The sequence below is a fragment of the Rhodococcus sp. IEGM 1372 genome, assembly GCF_030056835.1.
Lineage (GTDB): Bacteria > Actinomycetota > Actinomycetes > Mycobacteriales > Mycobacteriaceae > Rhodococcoides.
In genome coordinates this window covers 1-15,168 of sequence record NZ_JASHKS010000037.1, presented here as the reverse complement: position 1 = coordinate 15,168, position 15,168 = coordinate 1, and the positions used below count along the sequence as shown (strand labels likewise).

At 65.7% G+C, this 15,168-nt stretch carries 16 protein-coding genes; 2 read left to right on the top strand and 14 right to left on the bottom strand.

Annotated features, from left to right (window positions below; all coding sequences use genetic code 11):
* Positions 1-7 precede the first annotated feature (7 nt).
* The 5 genes from QM590_RS21450 to QM590_RS21430 are packed head-to-tail and all read right to left on the bottom strand — an operon-like array spanning position 8 to position 3,431.
* On the bottom strand, positions 8-952 hold the full coding sequence (locus QM590_RS21450) for a CopD family protein (protein WP_269596343.1): 945 nt from the start codon (positions 950-952) through the stop codon (positions 8-10).
* A gap of 16 nt (positions 953-968) precedes the next feature.
* Positions 969-1,514: a copper resistance CopC family protein gene (locus QM590_RS21445; protein ID WP_269596342.1), complete on the bottom strand. Its 546-nt coding sequence runs from the start codon at positions 1,512-1,514 to the stop codon at positions 969-971.
* A complete protein-coding gene (locus tag QM590_RS21440; RefSeq protein ID WP_269596341.1) occupies positions 1,511-2,167 on the bottom strand; it encodes a YcnI family copper-binding membrane protein in 657 nt (218 codons plus the stop codon). Before QM590_RS21440 ends, QM590_RS21445 begins: the two co-directional genes overlap by 4 nt.
* A 44-nt stretch (positions 2,168-2,211) precedes the next feature.
* On the bottom strand, positions 2,212-2,766 hold the full coding sequence (locus QM590_RS21435; protein ID WP_269596340.1) for a hypothetical protein: 555 nt from the start codon (positions 2,764-2,766) through the stop codon (positions 2,212-2,214).
* A gap of 14 nt (positions 2,767-2,780) precedes the next feature.
* Entirely contained in the window at positions 2,781-3,431 is a 651-nt protein-coding gene (locus QM590_RS21430; RefSeq protein ID WP_037186611.1) for a DUF6474 family protein, read from the bottom strand.
* 107 nt (positions 3,432-3,538) lie between these two features.
* Here QM590_RS21430 and QM590_RS21425 point away from each other — a divergent pair, with 107 nt between their 5' ends.
* Complete coding sequence (locus QM590_RS21425) at positions 3,539-5,152, top strand: TM0106 family RecB-like putative nuclease (protein ID WP_411567371.1); 1,614 nt, start codon at positions 3,539-3,541, stop codon at positions 5,150-5,152.
* A gap of 41 nt (positions 5,153-5,193) precedes the next feature.
* Here the strand turns inward: QM590_RS21425 and QM590_RS21420 are convergent, their stop codons facing one another.
* From QM590_RS21420 to QM590_RS21380, 9 genes are all read right to left on the bottom strand, one after another.
* A complete protein-coding gene (locus QM590_RS21420; protein WP_269596339.1) occupies positions 5,194-5,961 on the bottom strand; it encodes an SDR family NAD(P)-dependent oxidoreductase in 768 nt (255 codons plus the stop codon).
* 117 nt (positions 5,962-6,078) lie between these two features.
* Positions 6,079-6,918 (bottom strand): carbohydrate ABC transporter permease, encoded by an 840-nt coding sequence (locus QM590_RS21415; RefSeq protein ID WP_068045038.1) that lies wholly within the window; start codon positions 6,916-6,918, stop codon positions 6,079-6,081.
* Positions 6,915-7,820 carry a carbohydrate ABC transporter permease gene (locus tag QM590_RS21410; RefSeq protein ID WP_269596338.1) on the bottom strand — a complete coding sequence of 302 codons (906 nt, stop codon included), beginning with the start codon at positions 7,818-7,820 and terminating at the stop codon, positions 6,915-6,917. Before QM590_RS21410 ends, QM590_RS21415 begins: the two co-directional genes overlap by 4 nt.
* The gene (locus QM590_RS21405; protein ID WP_269596337.1) at positions 7,817-9,112 is read right to left on the bottom strand and encodes an ABC transporter substrate-binding protein; all 1,296 of its coding nucleotides are present in this window, start codon (positions 9,110-9,112) and stop codon (positions 7,817-7,819) included. The genes QM590_RS21410 and QM590_RS21405 overlap by 4 nt, the downstream gene beginning before the upstream one ends.
* 86 nt (positions 9,113-9,198) lie before the next feature.
* Positions 9,199-10,215 (bottom strand): DUF8320 family protein, encoded by a 1,017-nt coding sequence (locus QM590_RS21400; RefSeq protein WP_269596336.1) that lies wholly within the window; start codon positions 10,213-10,215, stop codon positions 9,199-9,201.
* Positions 10,212-11,396 (bottom strand): sensor histidine kinase, encoded by a 1,185-nt coding sequence (locus tag QM590_RS21395; protein ID WP_269596335.1) that lies wholly within the window; start codon positions 11,394-11,396, stop codon positions 10,212-10,214. The genes QM590_RS21400 and QM590_RS21395 overlap by 4 nt, the downstream gene beginning before the upstream one ends.
* A 33-nt stretch (positions 11,397-11,429) precedes the next feature.
* Entirely contained in the window at positions 11,430-12,134 is a 705-nt protein-coding gene (locus QM590_RS21390) for a TMEM165/GDT1 family protein (RefSeq protein WP_068045022.1), read from the bottom strand.
* Positions 12,135-12,342: 208 nt separating this feature from the next.
* A complete protein-coding gene (locus tag QM590_RS21385; protein ID WP_094638518.1) occupies positions 12,343-12,870 on the bottom strand; it encodes a peptidase in 528 nt (175 codons plus the stop codon).
* A gap of 202 nt (positions 12,871-13,072) precedes the next feature.
* Positions 13,073-13,696, bottom strand: coding sequence for a superoxide dismutase (locus QM590_RS21380; RefSeq protein WP_045197953.1), 624 nt, complete (start codon positions 13,694-13,696; stop codon positions 13,073-13,075).
* Between the two features lie 260 nt (positions 13,697-13,956).
* On the opposite strand from QM590_RS21380, the gene QM590_RS21375 reads away from it, so the two are divergent.
* Complete coding sequence (locus tag QM590_RS21375; protein WP_317813903.1) at positions 13,957-15,096, top strand: acyltransferase family protein; 1,140 nt, start codon at positions 13,957-13,959, stop codon at positions 15,094-15,096.
* Positions 15,097-15,168: the final 72 nt, after the last annotated feature.

Genomic DNA, 15,168 nt, shown 5'->3' with positions numbered 1-15,168 from the left:
AGCTTGGTTATGCAGTGGTCGCCAGCGCCGTAGCCAAGCCGAACGCCACTGCCAGCAGGCAGATGTGCGCTGCGGCTCGGCTCACCGAGTGCTCGACGGTGGATCGGTGCGCGGCGACGGTGGGTAACCACGTCCCCCGGATTCGGTGAGCGGACGCGATCAGGATCACGGTGACGAGAAGCTTCGCGAGAACGATTCGGCCGTAACCGGTCTCGAAGACGGCAGCAAGACTGTCCAGCTTCAGGACCGCGTCGAGCACTCCGGTGGTGGCAACCCCGACGACGCACCAGAACGCGACTCGCGAATAGACCGGCAACACCGTCGCCCACGCCGATTTGCTGCGCAGACTGAGCGCCATCGCACCCAGGACGCCGAGCCACACGGACGCGCACACCACATGCACGGCGACGGCAAAAGATCCGAACGTGAACTGAGACATGTGCCCGGTGATCGGCCGAGCGACCAGCGCAAGGGATGCCAGCACGACCACCGGAATCGGTGACCAGCTCGCCCTCAGCCGATACCCGGCCACCCCGATGGCGCACAGGCCGAGCGTCAGGATCACCGTCGCAGAACCCAGACGGCCCACCGAGATCGAGGTGGCGAACGTGGCGAAAGCGCTGGGCGACAACGTCAGTGGCGTACGACCGGCAGAATCTGCTGCCGCGGCGGCGAGCAGAACGAACTCGGCCACCGCCCACAGCCCCGACAGGTAGCCGATCGCGCGCCACATCACCGGCGGGTCCACGGCGGGGCGTCGGGAATCGGAACTGGCGTCCAGGACAGCGAGAACCCCGAACCCCAACACCACCGAACCCGACGCCACCGCGATCACCCGTAGCCACGACGACCCACCGGGTAAGGTGGGGAACGCCAGCGCGAACGCTGCCGCGACCCCCACCAGAGCCGCAGCTGCGGCGGCGAGTACCAGCCGAACGCTTCTCTCGCCCACCGCAGCCACGTCGGTGCTATTTCCGGGTCTTGGGCTTACGGAGCGCGAACCCCAATGCCCCGGCGAAGGCCAGAACCGCCACGGCGATCAGCGCGATGCGACCGTAGCCGACGAGGAACGAGCCCTCGGACTCCTCTGCGCTTCCCGACGCGTCGGCGGGTGCCCCCGGAATCCCTGATCCCTCCTGCGTCAGCGTGAACGACGCTGTGCCGCTGACAGGATGGCCATCGGCCGAGGTGATGCGATACGCGAGGGTGTACTCGCCGACCGGCCCCAGCTCGCCGACGTCGACGACGACGCTCTGGCCCTCGATGCGCGCATCACCCTTCGACCAGATGTTGCCGTCGGGCCCGACGACGTTGAGCGTGGCGAACTGCGACTGCGGCACCTCGTTGAACGACACGGATGCCGTGGCCGGAGACGCGTCCAGGGAGGAGCCGTCGGCCGGGCTGTACCCGGTGACCTGCGAGTGCGCCGAGGCGATCGGTGCGGCGATCAACAGCATCAGCAGTGCTGCGACCGAGACGACCAGCGCCCTCGTGGACTGGACCAGTGATCTCATGAGCGCCGCGCCCTGATCGTTGCACCGATGCCCAGACCTGCGCCGACGGCACCGAGCACGAGCCCGACGCCGGCGAGCCAGCGGGCGGTGTTGTCCTCCGAAGACGCTTCGGAGGCGGCGGTGGTCTCGCTGTGGGCGCTGCCGTGCGCATCACCACTGCCGGCCGCGGCGAGAGTCAGGGTGGGAGCGGGCAATTCGGGCTCGCTACCGTCCTCGGTCATCGGCTCGTTCCAGTCGACGACCTCACCGTCGGTGTAGGTCTGGGTGGCCGGGAACGAGACGGTCTCCTGCTCGGGCAGCGGGCCCGCCGAGAGCAGGAACTGCTGGAACTGGCCTGGCCCGACCTCGGAACCGGGGTTCGCCGTCCACGTCACCGACACCGCGAGATCGGCGGAGTCCTTCTCGACGGTGGACGTCCAGCCCGGAACGGGCTGTGTGCGAGCGGAATTGAGGCCGGGGAGGGTCACCTTGACCGAACTGGTCGAGGCGGTATCGGACTCGGTGGGAACGCGGAACGTCAGCACCGAGTAGCCGCCCTGCGCGGCGTCGGGAGCGGAGACGACGACGTGCGCGGACGCTGCGCCTGCGCCGATCAGCAGTGCGCCGACGGTGGCTCCCGAGACGAACAGGGCACGGGAAAGAGAGCTCTTCATGGGTTGGGTCATTTCTGTGCAGAGAAGCGGAACAAGGATGTCGGTCAGAACGCCGACCGCGAGTGGAGCCCGCGGAACGAGCAAGACGACACCGGGGGCCCGCGACGAGAGATGACCCAGTCGAGAGCGGCGCCGTCTACCGACGGAACCGCGACGGACATGGACACGCGACCGACGGCGGAACCGTCGGGCAGGGGAGTGAGGAGCGCAAGAATCGCTCGGACGATGGACGTGATCGGGCCGTAGAGGCGCTCGGCCGCGGCGATCATCAGGCCGGTGACGACCGAGGCGGCCGCGTGAAAGGCGATCATCGCTGTGCTGGGCAACAGTGAATGCGCGTGCATCTCCGCTGCACTGCCGAGGCTCAGCGCGATGTGGGCGACGAGTTGTCCGCCCAGCAGAGCGGGAAGCAGCAGGACGGTCGAACGTCTGGGCAGGGCCGTCATGGCACCCACCCCGATGCTGACGACGACAAGCAGAGCCAGTGCGGAACCGTCGGGCCAACCGCCGTCGGCCATGCCGTGAGCGGCGACTGCGAGCGCCGCGGTGACGATACCGACAGCTCCGCCGCGAAGCGGGGCGGCAGAGCTGTCGGTCATCGGTTGTGCAGGGTTCAGCGCACGCCGAGGCGGGCGAGCAGATCGGCCTCGATGCCGTCGAGCTCTGCGGAGATCGCGGCGTGCGCGGTCTTGCGGCGAGCGGGCGGCATCTGCTCGGATGCGCGGACGGCGGTGGTCAGATCGTCCAGACGCTCGCTGATCGCGGCACCGAAGCTCTTGGTCTCGGGATCGGAGTGGCGCGCACCGATGGTGTCGAGCGATTTCTCGGCACCGGCGATGCGGGCACTGAGCTTTCCGCCGTGGCCGGTGTATTCGCTGAGCTGGTCGGGAGCGACACCGAGCTGCTGTGCCTTGCGGCTGTCCAGCTGCGCGCGAACGACCGTCGCACCGCGGTAGAGGATGGGAGCCAGCACCGGAATCAGCAGTCGAGCGATGCCGAGGTACTTGCGGATCTGAGCCACGCTGAGCGTTCCCTGCACCGCGGCCTTCTGCTGCGCCTTGAGCGCGGAGACCTGGGCCTTCTCGACGTTCTTCTGCGACTTCGCCTCCACAGCGCTGAGCTTGCGCTGCGCCTTGGCGATCGACTTCAACTGCTTGCGCTCGTTCTTCGCGCCCAGCTTCGCTTCGAGTGTTGCCTTGTGCTTGAGCGCCTTGGCCTCTGCCTTGCGAGTGGCTCGACCCTTACGCTTGCGGAACAAACCCATCGAAAAGGCTCCTGACGTGTGCTGCTAGGCGGGACAGTGCGTTACCCACACCCTATCGGGCGCTGATCTGTGCAGGCTGTCGGAGGGCTGACCTAGTGTCTAACAGTGTGAACGGTCAACGAGGCGCGGCAGCCACATCTCCTGTGCCCGTGCTGCTCGATGCCGGATCGTTGACGCGGTGCAGGCATCGGCTCTATCTCGACACCGCGTACGGATCGTTGCTGCGCGGTGAACCCGAGAACCCAGGGGTGCGGCAGCGTCGAGAAGCAGCTCAGGCTCACCGCGAGAACGTCCGTGCGCAGTTGGCGGTCGGCGATTCGATGCGGTGGATCGAGATCGACGAACCCACCGCCCGAGAGGCGGCCGACGCGACCGTCGCCGCCTGCCGGGCCGGCGTGGAACGCATCTGGAACGCGGTATTGCCCCTCGAACGCGACACCGGTCGACGCGGGCGCAGCGAATTGCTCATCCGTGACGCGGCGGGCGGATACATCCCGGTGATCGCCGTCAACCACAAGGTCACCGACCCCGGCCGTGGGGCGCGCACCACCCCGCTCGACCAGTGGTCTCCGGCGATCGACGAGACTCGAAAGGTGCGCAGTCAGCTGCGCGATCAACTCCGGCTCGCGCACCTGTATCGGATGCTCGCGCACGAGGGCCTGGCCACGGCCACACCCGTCGGCGGCGCAGTGGGCTACAAGGGTGAATGCATGCTGGTGCACGATCTCACGACGGTCCTCGACGAGTACGACACCCGCTTCGCGGACCGGCTCGCGGTGGCCCAGGGCGTCGCGTTCACCGTGCCCTCCCAGGTGAGCGAATGTCGTTCGTGTGCATGGTGGTTCGACTGCAAGCCGCAACTCGAAGCCGTTCGGGACGTCTCGCTTGTCGCCTCCGGGTCCCGCGCCGAGGTGTTGCGCAGCGCGGGCGTGCGCACCATCGACGAGTTGGCGCAGTGGACCGGCCCGGCTCCCGAGGAGTGGCCGTTCGGCAACTTCGACGACGCCGTGTCCGCCGCGCTGGCCTGGCGAGCGGACGTGCCGCTGCTCCGGCGCTCGGAGACCGTCTCGGTGCATCGCGCCGACGTCGAGGTGGACGTGGACATGGAGAGCTACCAGGAACACGGCGCGTATCTGTGGGGCACGCTGCTCACCGAGGCAGGCGGCCCGCCGCCGTCGTATCGGGGTTTCGTCACGTGGGATCCGCTGCCGACCGTCGACGAGGGACGCTCGTTTGCGGTGTTCTGGAACTGGTTGATGGACACCAGGGCCGACGCGGCTGCGCGCGGCAAAACCTTTGCCGCCTATTGCTATTCGCGACAGGCGGAAGACAAGTGGCTGCTCGACTCGGCTCGCCGTTTCGCGGACGTTCCCGGGGTTCCCACCGAGGCGCAGATTCGCGAGTTCATCGACAGCGAGCAGTGGGTGGACATCTACCAGGCCGTGAGCGATCAGTTCATCTGCCCGAACGGCAAGGGACTGAAAAAGATTGCGCCTGTCGCAGGATTTTCGTGGCGAGACGACGAAGCCGGCGGCGAGGCGTCGATGGGGTGGTACCGGGAAGCCGTCGGATACGACGCCGAGCCCGACCACACGCAGCGCGAGCGACTGCTCGTCTACAACGAGGACGACGTTCTGGCGACGAAAGTGTTGCGCGAGTGGATGTCCGACCGCGCGGAGAAGGAAATCCCGACGGTGGCGGACCTGCGCGCTCGCGCGTGACCCCGCCTCGATCGGCGGGGCCACGCGCCAGTGGTCAGTGATTAACGCGGAGCCATGCGGATTGCGCCGTCCATGCGGATGGTCTCACCGTTGAGGTAATCGTGCTCGGCGATCATCTGGACCAGCTGCGCGTACTCGCTGGGCTGCGCCAGACGTGAGGGGAACGGCACCGACGCCTCGAGGCCCTGACGGTATTCCTCGGTGACGCCTGCCAGCATCGGGGTGTCGACGATGCCGGGGGCGATGGTGTTGACGCGGATGCCGACCTGCGCCAGGTCGCGAGCTGCGGTGATGGTCATCGCGTGCACGCCGCCCTTGGAGGCGGTGTAGGCGATCTGACCGATCTGGCCCTCGAACGCCGCGACCGAGGCCGTGTTGATGACGACGCCGCGCTGGCCCGCATCGTCGACGGTCGACTGCGACTGCATCCGGTTCGCGGCCAGGCGCATCACGTTGAACGTGCCGAGCAGGTTGATGGTGATGACGGTGCGGAACAGCTCGAGATCGTGCGGTCCCTTCTTGGACAGAATGCGGCCCGCCCAGCCGACGCCTGCACAGTTGACGACGATGCGCAGCGGCACACCGGATGCGACGATCGTGTCCAGTGCGGCCTCGACCTCGGCCTCGCTGGTGACGTCCGCGGGGAGCAGCGTCACCCCTGCCGGGACGCTGTCTCCGGCACGCTCGATGGACTGCGGCAGATCGAGACCGAAGACGGTGACGCCCGCGGCGGCCAGACGTGCGGCCGTTGCGGCACCGAGGCCCGATGCCCCGCCGGTGACAAGTGCTGCTGTTCCTGAAATCTCCACGTCGTACGATCCCCTTCGCTCACGGTGGCGGGCCGCGGCACAGGCTGCGACCTCGTAGTCGCTTGCACCATAACCGGCGGGGCACCTCACCCGCCCTCAGGCACCCTGGAGTGGGGCCTACTTGATACCGCTGCGCGCGAATCCGGCGATGAAGTATTTTTGGAAGAACAGAAACAGCAACGCCATCGGCACGACGTTGATCAGCGCGAACGCCATCGTGGCACCGTAGTCACTGTTCGCCTGGCCTTGCAGGTACAGCAGGCCGATGGGGAGGGTGAACAACTCGTTCTCCCGCAGTGCGATCAGCGGCCACGCGAAGTCGTTCCACGATTGCAGCAGGCTCATGAAGGCGAGGACGGCGATAAGCGGTCCCGACAGCGGCAGCACGACGCGTCGGAAGATCTGCCAATGCCCGGCACCGTCGAGTCGGGCCGCCTCGAGCAGCTCACGGGGAATGCCGAGCATGAACTGGCGCGCGAGGAACAGCCCGAACGCCGACGCCGAACTCGGCAGGATCACCGCCCAGTACGTGCCGTAGAGACCGAGTCCGACGACGATGCGGAACAGCGCCACCATGATCACCTGCACGGGCAGTACCAACGTTGCCAGCGCAATGAAGAACAGCGGCGTCGAGAATCGGAACTTCAAGTGCGCGAACGCATATCCCGCGAGCAGACTCGTCACCACGGTGATGATCGTGACCACGACGGCAATGGCGATCGAGTTGCCCAGCCACGTCGCGACCGGGAACGAGTCGAACACGCGGGTGACGTTCTCCCACGTCACCTGGCGCGGCCACAGCCGTAGCTCACCCCCGCCCAGCAATTCCCCGCGAGTCGAGAACGCCACGGCCAGCATCCAATACAGCGGTGCGACGGTGATCAGGCCGATGACGGCGATGATCACGGTGCGCAGCACCAGTGCGCGGCGAGCGGACGCGTTTCTCGGCCCGCTCATTCGACCAGATCCTTCGTTCGGCTCGCGCGCCATTGCGCGGCGGCGAAGGTGAGGGCGAACAGGAACAGCACCATGCCGATCGATGCGGCGTAGCCCTGATCGCGGGTGACGAAGCCCGTCTCGTAGGCGTACGTGACCAGGACCGAGGTCGCCCCGCCCGGTCCGCCGCCGGTGAGGACGAAGACCAGATCGAACACCTGGAACGAGTAGATGACGTTGAGCACCAGCAGGAAGAACGACGTGGGACCCAGCAGCGGCACCGTCACGTTGCGGAAGCGCTGAAATGCGTTCGCGCCGTCCAGCCGGGCCGCCTCGTACAGGTCGGGACCGAGACCTTGAAGACCGGCCAGATAGATCAGCATGTTCAACCCGGTGCGCCACCACACCGTGGCGATGACGATCGACGCGAAAGCGGGCCCGGGAGAAGACTGCCAATCGATGGCAGGCAGCCCGAGGAAACCGATCAGATTGTTCAGCACGCCCGAGTTCTGGTCGAACACCAGAATGCCGATCAGGCCGGTCGCCACGCCCGAGACGGCCATCGGCAGGATCACCAGTGAGCGCCACAGCGGCCGCGCCGGCAACGCGGAGTTGAGGAGGACGGCCGCGATCAGACCGAACAGCATCGACAGCGGAGTGACCAACGCCGTGAACAGCAGGGTGTTGATCAGCGCCCGCCAGAACAGCGGATCATCCACCAGGGGTGCGTAATTGGCTGCCCCGACGAACTCACCTGCACCGAAGCCGTCCGTCTGCTGCAGGCTGACGACAAACGCGGCGACGAGAGGAACGAGGACGAACACGGCCAACAGTGCGTAACTGGGGGCCAGGAATCCGGCGGCCGCAAACGCTTCTTTTCTGGCCCCGGCGCGCTTGGTCTTCGCTCGTACTACAGCCGTCATGCGCCGGTGACCCCGGCGATTCCGCTCTGCAGTGCAGACACAGTTGCAGCGGCATCCTGCGAACCGGCGAACGCAAGATCGAGCTGCTCCTTCAGAACCGGAATGATCGCCGACATCGACGGCGACGCCACCTGAGCGGCATCCTGCGGCTGCACCGTAGTGGCCTGAGCTGCGAAGATCGGGGCCAGCTCCGACCGGATATCGAACTCGAGGTCGGAGTTGAGCAGATCGGTACGCGTCGGCAGCAACGAGGCGGCCCTGCAGAAGTTGCGCATCTGTTCCTGCTGTGTGACGAACTCGAGGAACGACGCCGCCAGCTCCGGCTGCGAGGTCTGCGACGTCGCGACAAGTGCGTTGCCACCGAAGTCGCCGCCGCCCCGGCGATCTCGGGGAGCGTAGGTGGCCGTCCAATCGAAACTGGCCGTCGCATCGGCGTCGGGCAATTGGAACGCACCCGACCACACCATCGCCACCGATTGCGAGAACCACGCCTCGCTGGCGTAACTCGACGACGCGATGGTGTTGTTCGCCGGCACGTAGCCGTTCGAGAAGAACGACGAAGAGAATTCGACGGCTCGGCGCGCCTCGTCGGAGTCGATCAGGGGAGTCTTCTGGTCCTCGGCCAGGAAGGACCCGCCGGCCTGGAACAGCAGACTCAACCAGCGGGTGACACCGTTGCCCTGCCAGTTGTAGGCCCACGGGTACTTGTCGGCCGGCAGCGAGGAACGCAGTCGATCGCCGATCGACGCCAACTCGTCCCAACTCCAGGCGTCGTCCAGACTTGTCGGAACCGAGTCGATACCAGCCTGCGACAACAGGTTTCGGTTCACCAGAATTGCCGAGGTGTCGGTGTGGTGCGGTAGGCCGTAGGGGATTCCGCCGTTCTGCACTGCGGCCCACGCTGTGGGCGTGAACTGATCCCGCGTGTCCGACGCCAACAGCGGCGACAGATCCAGCAGTTGGCCTCGGCCGGCATATGCGCCGAACGTGTAATACGGGACGCGGAAGATGTCGGGTGGATTGCCTGCCTGCAGCTGGGCGTCGATGTTGGTGAACATCTGCTCGTACGGCACCGCATTGAGGGTGATCGTCGAGCCGGGATTGGCCGCCTCGAATGCGCTGATCGAGTCCCGGAAGCCGGCCAGCTCGGCATCGGTACCCCAGGTGGTGAACGTGAGTGTGCCCTCGGTCTGCTGCGACGGGCTGGATCTGACGAAGCCGCATCCGGCCAACAGCAACGGCACTGCGGCAGCACCGGATCCGATCAGAAACGAGCGACGATCGAGTGCCATGAAAGATCTCCGTTCACCGGCTGCAGCTGTACAGACCGACTGGTCCGCCGCAGAGTAGCCAGGGGAGCAGCGGTCCAAACCACTGTTCAGCGCCGAACGTGACCGGTTTCGTCGTACTCGACGCGGTGCGCACCGTCGCCCAGGTCGTCGAGCAGAATCGTCGCGGCCACGGTCCGGCCGGGCGGTAGAAGGCGGACCGTCACCGCGCCCGCCTCCGCGGCATCGAGAGCACCCGACGCGGCGGCCACGATGCGTTCACGGGCGTCATCGTCGAGTACGTCCGGGGATCGGTCGTCGAGCATCATCACCTCCACCCCGCGGGCCCGAGCGGACCTGGCGGCGCGAGCGAGATCGGGTCGCACCAGACCGCGGGCGCGGAGGGAATCGCGGAGCTCGGCTTCGAGGAGTCGACACGCGAGGACTTCCTCCTCGGTGGGATCGGGGCCGTCGGCGATGCGCTGCAGCAGCGGACGGGCCAACGCGTCGAGACTGGCCAGGCGAGCGTCGCGTTCCTCGAGCACGGCCGCCGCCGCGGCCTGGGACGCGATACGCACCGTCGACTGCTTGCGCAGCTCGAAAATTGCGGCGGCCAAGGGACGAATGGTGAAGGCGAAGAACGTCGCCATCAACAGCGGCGCGATGTTGATCGCGCTGAACGAGAGCCCGTACAGAAATCCCTGACCCGTCACCACCGCCCATCCGATGGCCACCGACATGGTCAGTGCCAGCCCGAGCCACGCGGCCGGGGTCCGGCCGCGGACACACATGAAGGTGTAGATCACCACCGACATCCCCAGGGGCCAGGTCTGCAAGCTTCCGGTCAGCGGCACCGGCAGGACGGCGAAGACCAGAGCGGCTGCCACCGGGCCCGATACGGTCATCAGTGCGGTCGACCGCGCGGTCAGTGGGTCACCCGGTGCCCGGAGCAGCAGGATGACCGCGGCCGAGAGCACGAGCACCGCTGCGTATTCGGGCCACACTGCGGACACCCCGGTCAGGGTTGCGGATGCACACACCAGGCACGCGAGGACGAAGAAACCGGCAACCGCGTACGCCGCTGCCGACCTCATCGACAGCAGGTCGCGGATGTCCTGGCGGTTCATCGCTTCCACCCCAATCGCACGATGGTGCCTGCGGTGGAGGATTCGATCTCGGCCGACCCGCCGTCGAGTTGACGCATCCGGCCTTCGATGCTGACGGCGACGCCGAGTCGGTGGGGCGGCACCGAACGTCGGTCGAAGCCGATGCCGTTGTCCTGAACGGTGATGTGCATCGACGACGGGGCCAGCTCCACGGCAACCGAACGGTGTGATGCCCTGGCATGAATTCTACTGTTGCGCAAAGCCTCTGCCAGTGCAGCGGCGATGGCGCGTACCGTCTCGGCCGGGTAGTGCTCTGTCCGCTCGAGCGCGCCCTCGTGCACGGTGAAGTCGATCGACTCGTCGACTGTCGTTGCTGCAGAACGAAGCTGAGCCAGAGTCTCGTCGGCCGAGAACGTCTCGGAGACGGTGCCGGTGGTCAGGTCATCGAGATGCAGCAGAGTCGAGCGCGCCTGACGCGCCAGGCTGGGCGTGCGGCCATGGCGGGCAACAGCCAGCAGCGAAGACATGACCTCGTCGTGGATCAGCGCGTCGAATCGTTCGCGCTCGACCTCACGCGCGGTGGCCGCGGCCGCCCGGGCTGCGTCGTCGTGTGTCGTCGAGATCGTCGCGTCGAGAATGCGTCCGGTGCGTACCGCGGCGAGTGTGGCGGCCACGAACACCGTGCAGAACATCATCGCGAAGAAGATCTCCGCAATGATGTTGCTGCGGGGGAACGGTTCTCGCACAGCCTGGTTGGCTAGCTGCACAAGAACGACGCTGACGCTCATGTGGATGAACGCCGGGACGGGGTGCCACACCGTGGCGGCGGCGAGTGCCGCCAAGCCGGGAAATACCGCGAGAAACGTCCCGGCTTGATCGAAGGTGGCACCGTCCCAAGCCACCCACCACAGCAGGGCCATGATCGGAAACGCCAACGCGGCCACGGAACCGGCAACGCGAATGACCCCGATGCTCGGGTGAAAGGTGGAGGCCGCGAACGCGAATCCGGTGCCGAACACGACCGCAACGGTGACCGGAGTCCACCAACCGGGAACCACCTCGCTGCTCCGTGCGATATCCGGGATCAACAGCAGCAGATAGATGAGATAGCCGGTACCGACGAAACGGCCGAAGATTCTGATCAGCCGGTCGGTCGAGTGGTGCGCCGCGTCGGTCGTACTCACCTGCTGCTCGTTGTTCATGCACCCCTCCCGGGAGAGGAGTGTAAACCAAGGTCAGGCGTGTTCGGTGCTGGTCTGCTGTGCCGATTCCCGCGCTGCCCTGATGCGGGAGCGTCGAACGAACACGGCGACGACGACGGCGGAGATCGCGACGACTGCTCCGGCAGCGATGTAGGGAGCTGCGGTGCCGGGCATCAGGCCCTCGAAGAACAGGACGGCACCGAAGACGAAGAACAGGATGGCCGCGCCGTACTGGATCATGCGCTCCGGCAGGTGCTTTCCGAGTACCGCGCCGACCACGATGGCGAGTGCATCGGCAGCGACCATGCCGACGGTGGAGCCGATCCACACGCCCACCCAGTCGTTGTCGGCGGCGAGAGTGACGGTGGCCAGCATCGTCTTGTCGCCGAGCTCGGCCAGGAAGAACGCCGACGCGATCGCGAGGAATGCGGATTTGGTGACCCGGGAGGCCTTCGCGCCCTCGTCGTCGGACAGGGAGTCGCCGCGTAGCGTCCAGAGACCGAAGATGACGAACGCGATGCCGCCGACGATGGAGATCGCCTCGGTGGGAATCGATACACCGAGGAAGTGGCCGACCGCGACCGAGACCAGGTGCACCACGGTGGTGGCAACGGTGATGCCGCCGATGACGACGTACCACTTGTAGCGCAGGGCGAATGTCATGGCCATGAGCTGGGACTTGTCACCCAGCTCGGCGACGAAAATGACAGCGAAACTCAACAGTAATGCGGACAGCACAGCGGACTCCTCGGTCGTCGATAGGACCGAAGGTCTCGCCCACCGGAACTGGCCGGTTCAGGTGCCGGGTTGCATTCGAGCAACCAGTATGTCGACACGGTGATTGGGGGCTACTCCCCTTCGCTGCACACGACTGTAGGGGTGTCGTCGCGAAATGTCCAATGCGACAATAAGTTTGGGTTCCCGAAAATTCGTGTGCGGACAGCGGTCAGGATGCGAGGAGCATCGCCAAAACTGCGGTGTCGGGATCGCTGATGGGATCGAGACCGACCCGGCTGACCATCGAGGTCACGGTGCCGTCGGATTCGGCCTCCACCCAGGCCGCCCGATGGTCGAGTCCGAGATGCGGAAGGCCGGGGAGCAGAACGCAGCCGGACGCCGCGCCGACACATTCCGGGAGCGTCGGTGTCGTCTCCGACGGTGGATGCAGCATCAGCAAGGCGGCAGGTTGATGCGCGGCGAACCGTCCGGGAGCCAACGCGAAGTCACCGATCACCGGACCCTCGGCGACGACCAAGCCGACCGTCCCCGGCGCGGGGTCGTCGGGCAATTCCTCACGCACCCCGAACACCGTCGACGTCGCCAACAGGCCCGGCATCGAGGCCACCCGCACAGCGAGGGCCAGAAACTGGGCCCATTCCTTGGTGGTGTCCGGCCAGCGGCCGGAAACAACGAATCCGCGCAGCAGACCGGCGGCATGAAACGGTGAAACACCGATGAGATCTCGCTCGTCCATCTCGATCGTTCCTCCCAGACAGGTACAGGGCTCGAAGCCGGGTACACGACGTTGGGTAGGAAGAGAATGACGCGAAAACGGCTGGCACACAAGATGGGGAGAGTGCCAGCGAACTCCCTTCGAAGCGTGAATGGACCACTGCACCCGTCTGAGCGGGGCAGTGGTCCATCGACGCTGTCGGTGAAGCGGGTGGTGCGAGGACCTACGGGAAGATCAGACCCGGGGTCTTCGACGTCGCGGCCTCGAAGCGAGCCTGGACGTCGGCCCAGTTGACGACGTTCCAGAACGCCTTCACGTAATCTGCCTTGACGTTCTTGTACTGCAGGTAGAAGGCGTGCTCCCACATGTCGACCTGGAGCAGCGGGATGATGCCGAGCGGCACGTTGGCCTGCTGATCGTAGAGCTGGAAGGTGAGCAGCTTCTTGCCCAGCGAGTCGTAGCCCAGAACTGCCCAGCCGGAGCCCTGCAGGCCGTTGGCGGCAGCGGTGAACTGTGCGCGGAACTTGTCGAACGAACCGAACTGGTCGTCGATTGCGGCAGCGAGCTCACCCTCGGGCTTGTCGCCACCGTTGGGCGAGAGGTTCTTCCACCAGATGGAGTGGTTGACGTGGCCACCGAGGTGGAACGCGAGGTTCTTCTCCAGCAGGAAAATGGCTGCATGATCGTCGTTGTCACGCGCGGCGGCGAGCTTTTCGACCGCGGTGTTCGCGCCTGCGACGTAGGTCGCGTGATGCTTGGAATGGTGAAGCTCGTTGATCTCGCCCGAGATGTGCGGCTCGAGGGCGGAGTAATCGAAATCAAGGTCGGGCAAGGTGTACTCGGACACGTGGTTCCCTTCTCTAACGACGCCGTACCCATCGTGTGATGCGGGCACGTTCGTCCTACTGCGGATCTTTCGTAGGGTTCAACCCAATCTCATTCCTACCCCCAGTGCAACAGTTGTAACCGAGATGCTTTTCTCGGAATAAATTCGTGTGAACGAGACAGGCAAATTATTCGGCTGTGAATCTGCTCCGAATATCACGAATCAGTTGCGGAGCGGCCGCGGATTGGTCGAACGGATGAACGGAACCTAAACTCGCGGGTGTGGAAGGGGACCGACCGAGCCAGAAGACGGTCGACAAGTCCGCCGCCACGCAGCCGGTCGACGCGCCCCGAGTCCAGATGGACGGTGCAGACCTCCTCCGCGTCATCGCCGTCCTCGCGGTGCTGTACTCACACATTTCGTTCTATCTGCTCGACGACATCGGCGGCGGCTGGTGGATGATCGACGTCGTCAACACCGTCCTCATCGAGGACGCAGGCCTCAACATGCACCTCTCGTTCGTCGGAGTCAGCATCTTCATGCTGCTCACCGGCCTGCTGATCACCCGATCCGCCATGCGGCAATCGCGTCGGGACTTCATGGTCGCGCGTCTCGCCCGCCTCGTCCCGGCGCTCTGGTTCGCCGTCGCCATGGCCGTCATCCTGGTCAAACTCGGCCTCAACGGAATGTTCAGCGGCCAACCCGGCATCACCAACGGCGAAGCGTTCCTCAGCTTCTTCCTCGGCGGCTTCTTCCTGCGACCGGAAGTCGCCGTCCTCGGCGTCACCTGGACCCTCGTCGTTCAGATCGTGTTCTACCTCTACTGCATCTCGATGCGCGGAACACTGAACACCAGACCCATCGTGGTGCCACTCGTCGGAGCTGCACTGTGCGCCCTGGTGATCGTCTACAACCTCTACCTACCGCAGCCCTACACAGTCCCGTTCCTGACCAAGGTCACGGGCGTACTCCCCACGCTGTTCCTCGGCCAGATCGCCTACCTCGGATGGGCACGACTGATCACCTGGCGATGGGTCGTCGTCGGCGTCATCGCCCAGATCGAAGTGATCCGACTCGCCATCGAAGTCCACACCTTCTGGATGGGCGACACCTACCTCTGGACACTGCTCGTCGTCACCGGAACGGTCCTGATACTCGCCCGATACAACGGACCCATCACCCGCTGGCCCGTCATCCGATGGATCGGCACCCGGAGCTACGCGATCTACCTGATCCACACCCTCGTGCTCTACCGCATCTACGCAACCGTCGAACCGCACCTGGGCCCCAGCGCCGCCGTCCTGGCATTCCTGGCCGGCACGGCCCTGCTAGCCGAAATCATGTACCGCTGGATCGAACTGCCCGCGGCACGACATATCAGCACTCACTACGCCCGCCTACGCGCCCGATCCGCCACCTGACCGAGCCCCCCCTGGGTACTCAATGTGACTGTGAGTATGGATATGTCCGGTTGATACTGGATATCTGCAGTG

What these genes read in the sequence shown, in the direction of transcription:
- QM590_RS21400 (WP_269596336.1), bottom strand. Translation starts at nt 10,215, where the DNA reads ATGAACCGCCAGGACATCCGCGACCTGCTGTCGATGAGGTCGGCAGCG.
- QM590_RS21395 (WP_269596335.1), bottom strand. Translation starts at nt 11,396, where the DNA reads ATGAACAACGAGCAGCAGGTGAGTACGACCGACGCGGCGCACCACTCG.
- QM590_RS21385 (WP_094638518.1), bottom strand. Translation starts at nt 12,870, where the DNA reads ATGGACGAGCGAGATCTCATCGGTGTTTCACCGTTTCATGCCGCCGGT.
- QM590_RS21430 (WP_037186611.1), bottom strand. Translation starts at nt 3,431, where the DNA reads ATGGGTTTGTTCCGCAAGCGTAAGGGTCGAGCCACTCGCAAGGCAGAG.
- QM590_RS21440 (WP_269596341.1), bottom strand. Translation starts at nt 2,167, where the DNA reads ATGAAGAGCTCTCTTTCCCGTGCCCTGTTCGTCTCGGGAGCCACCGTC.
- QM590_RS21415 (WP_068045038.1), bottom strand. Translation starts at nt 6,918, where the DNA reads ATGAGCGGGCCGAGAAACGCGTCCGCTCGCCGCGCACTGGTGCTGCGC.
- QM590_RS21435 (WP_269596340.1), bottom strand. Translation starts at nt 2,766, where the DNA reads ATGACCGACAGCTCTGCCGCCCCGCTTCGCGGCGGAGCTGTCGGTATC.
- QM590_RS21410 (WP_269596338.1), bottom strand. Translation starts at nt 7,820, where the DNA reads ATGACGGCTGTAGTACGAGCGAAGACCAAGCGCGCCGGGGCCAGAAAA.
- QM590_RS21445 (WP_269596342.1), bottom strand. Translation starts at nt 1,514, where the DNA reads ATGAGATCACTGGTCCAGTCCACGAGGGCGCTGGTCGTCTCGGTCGCA.
- QM590_RS21405 (WP_269596337.1), bottom strand. Translation starts at nt 9,112, where the DNA reads ATGGCACTCGATCGTCGCTCGTTTCTGATCGGATCCGGTGCTGCCGCA.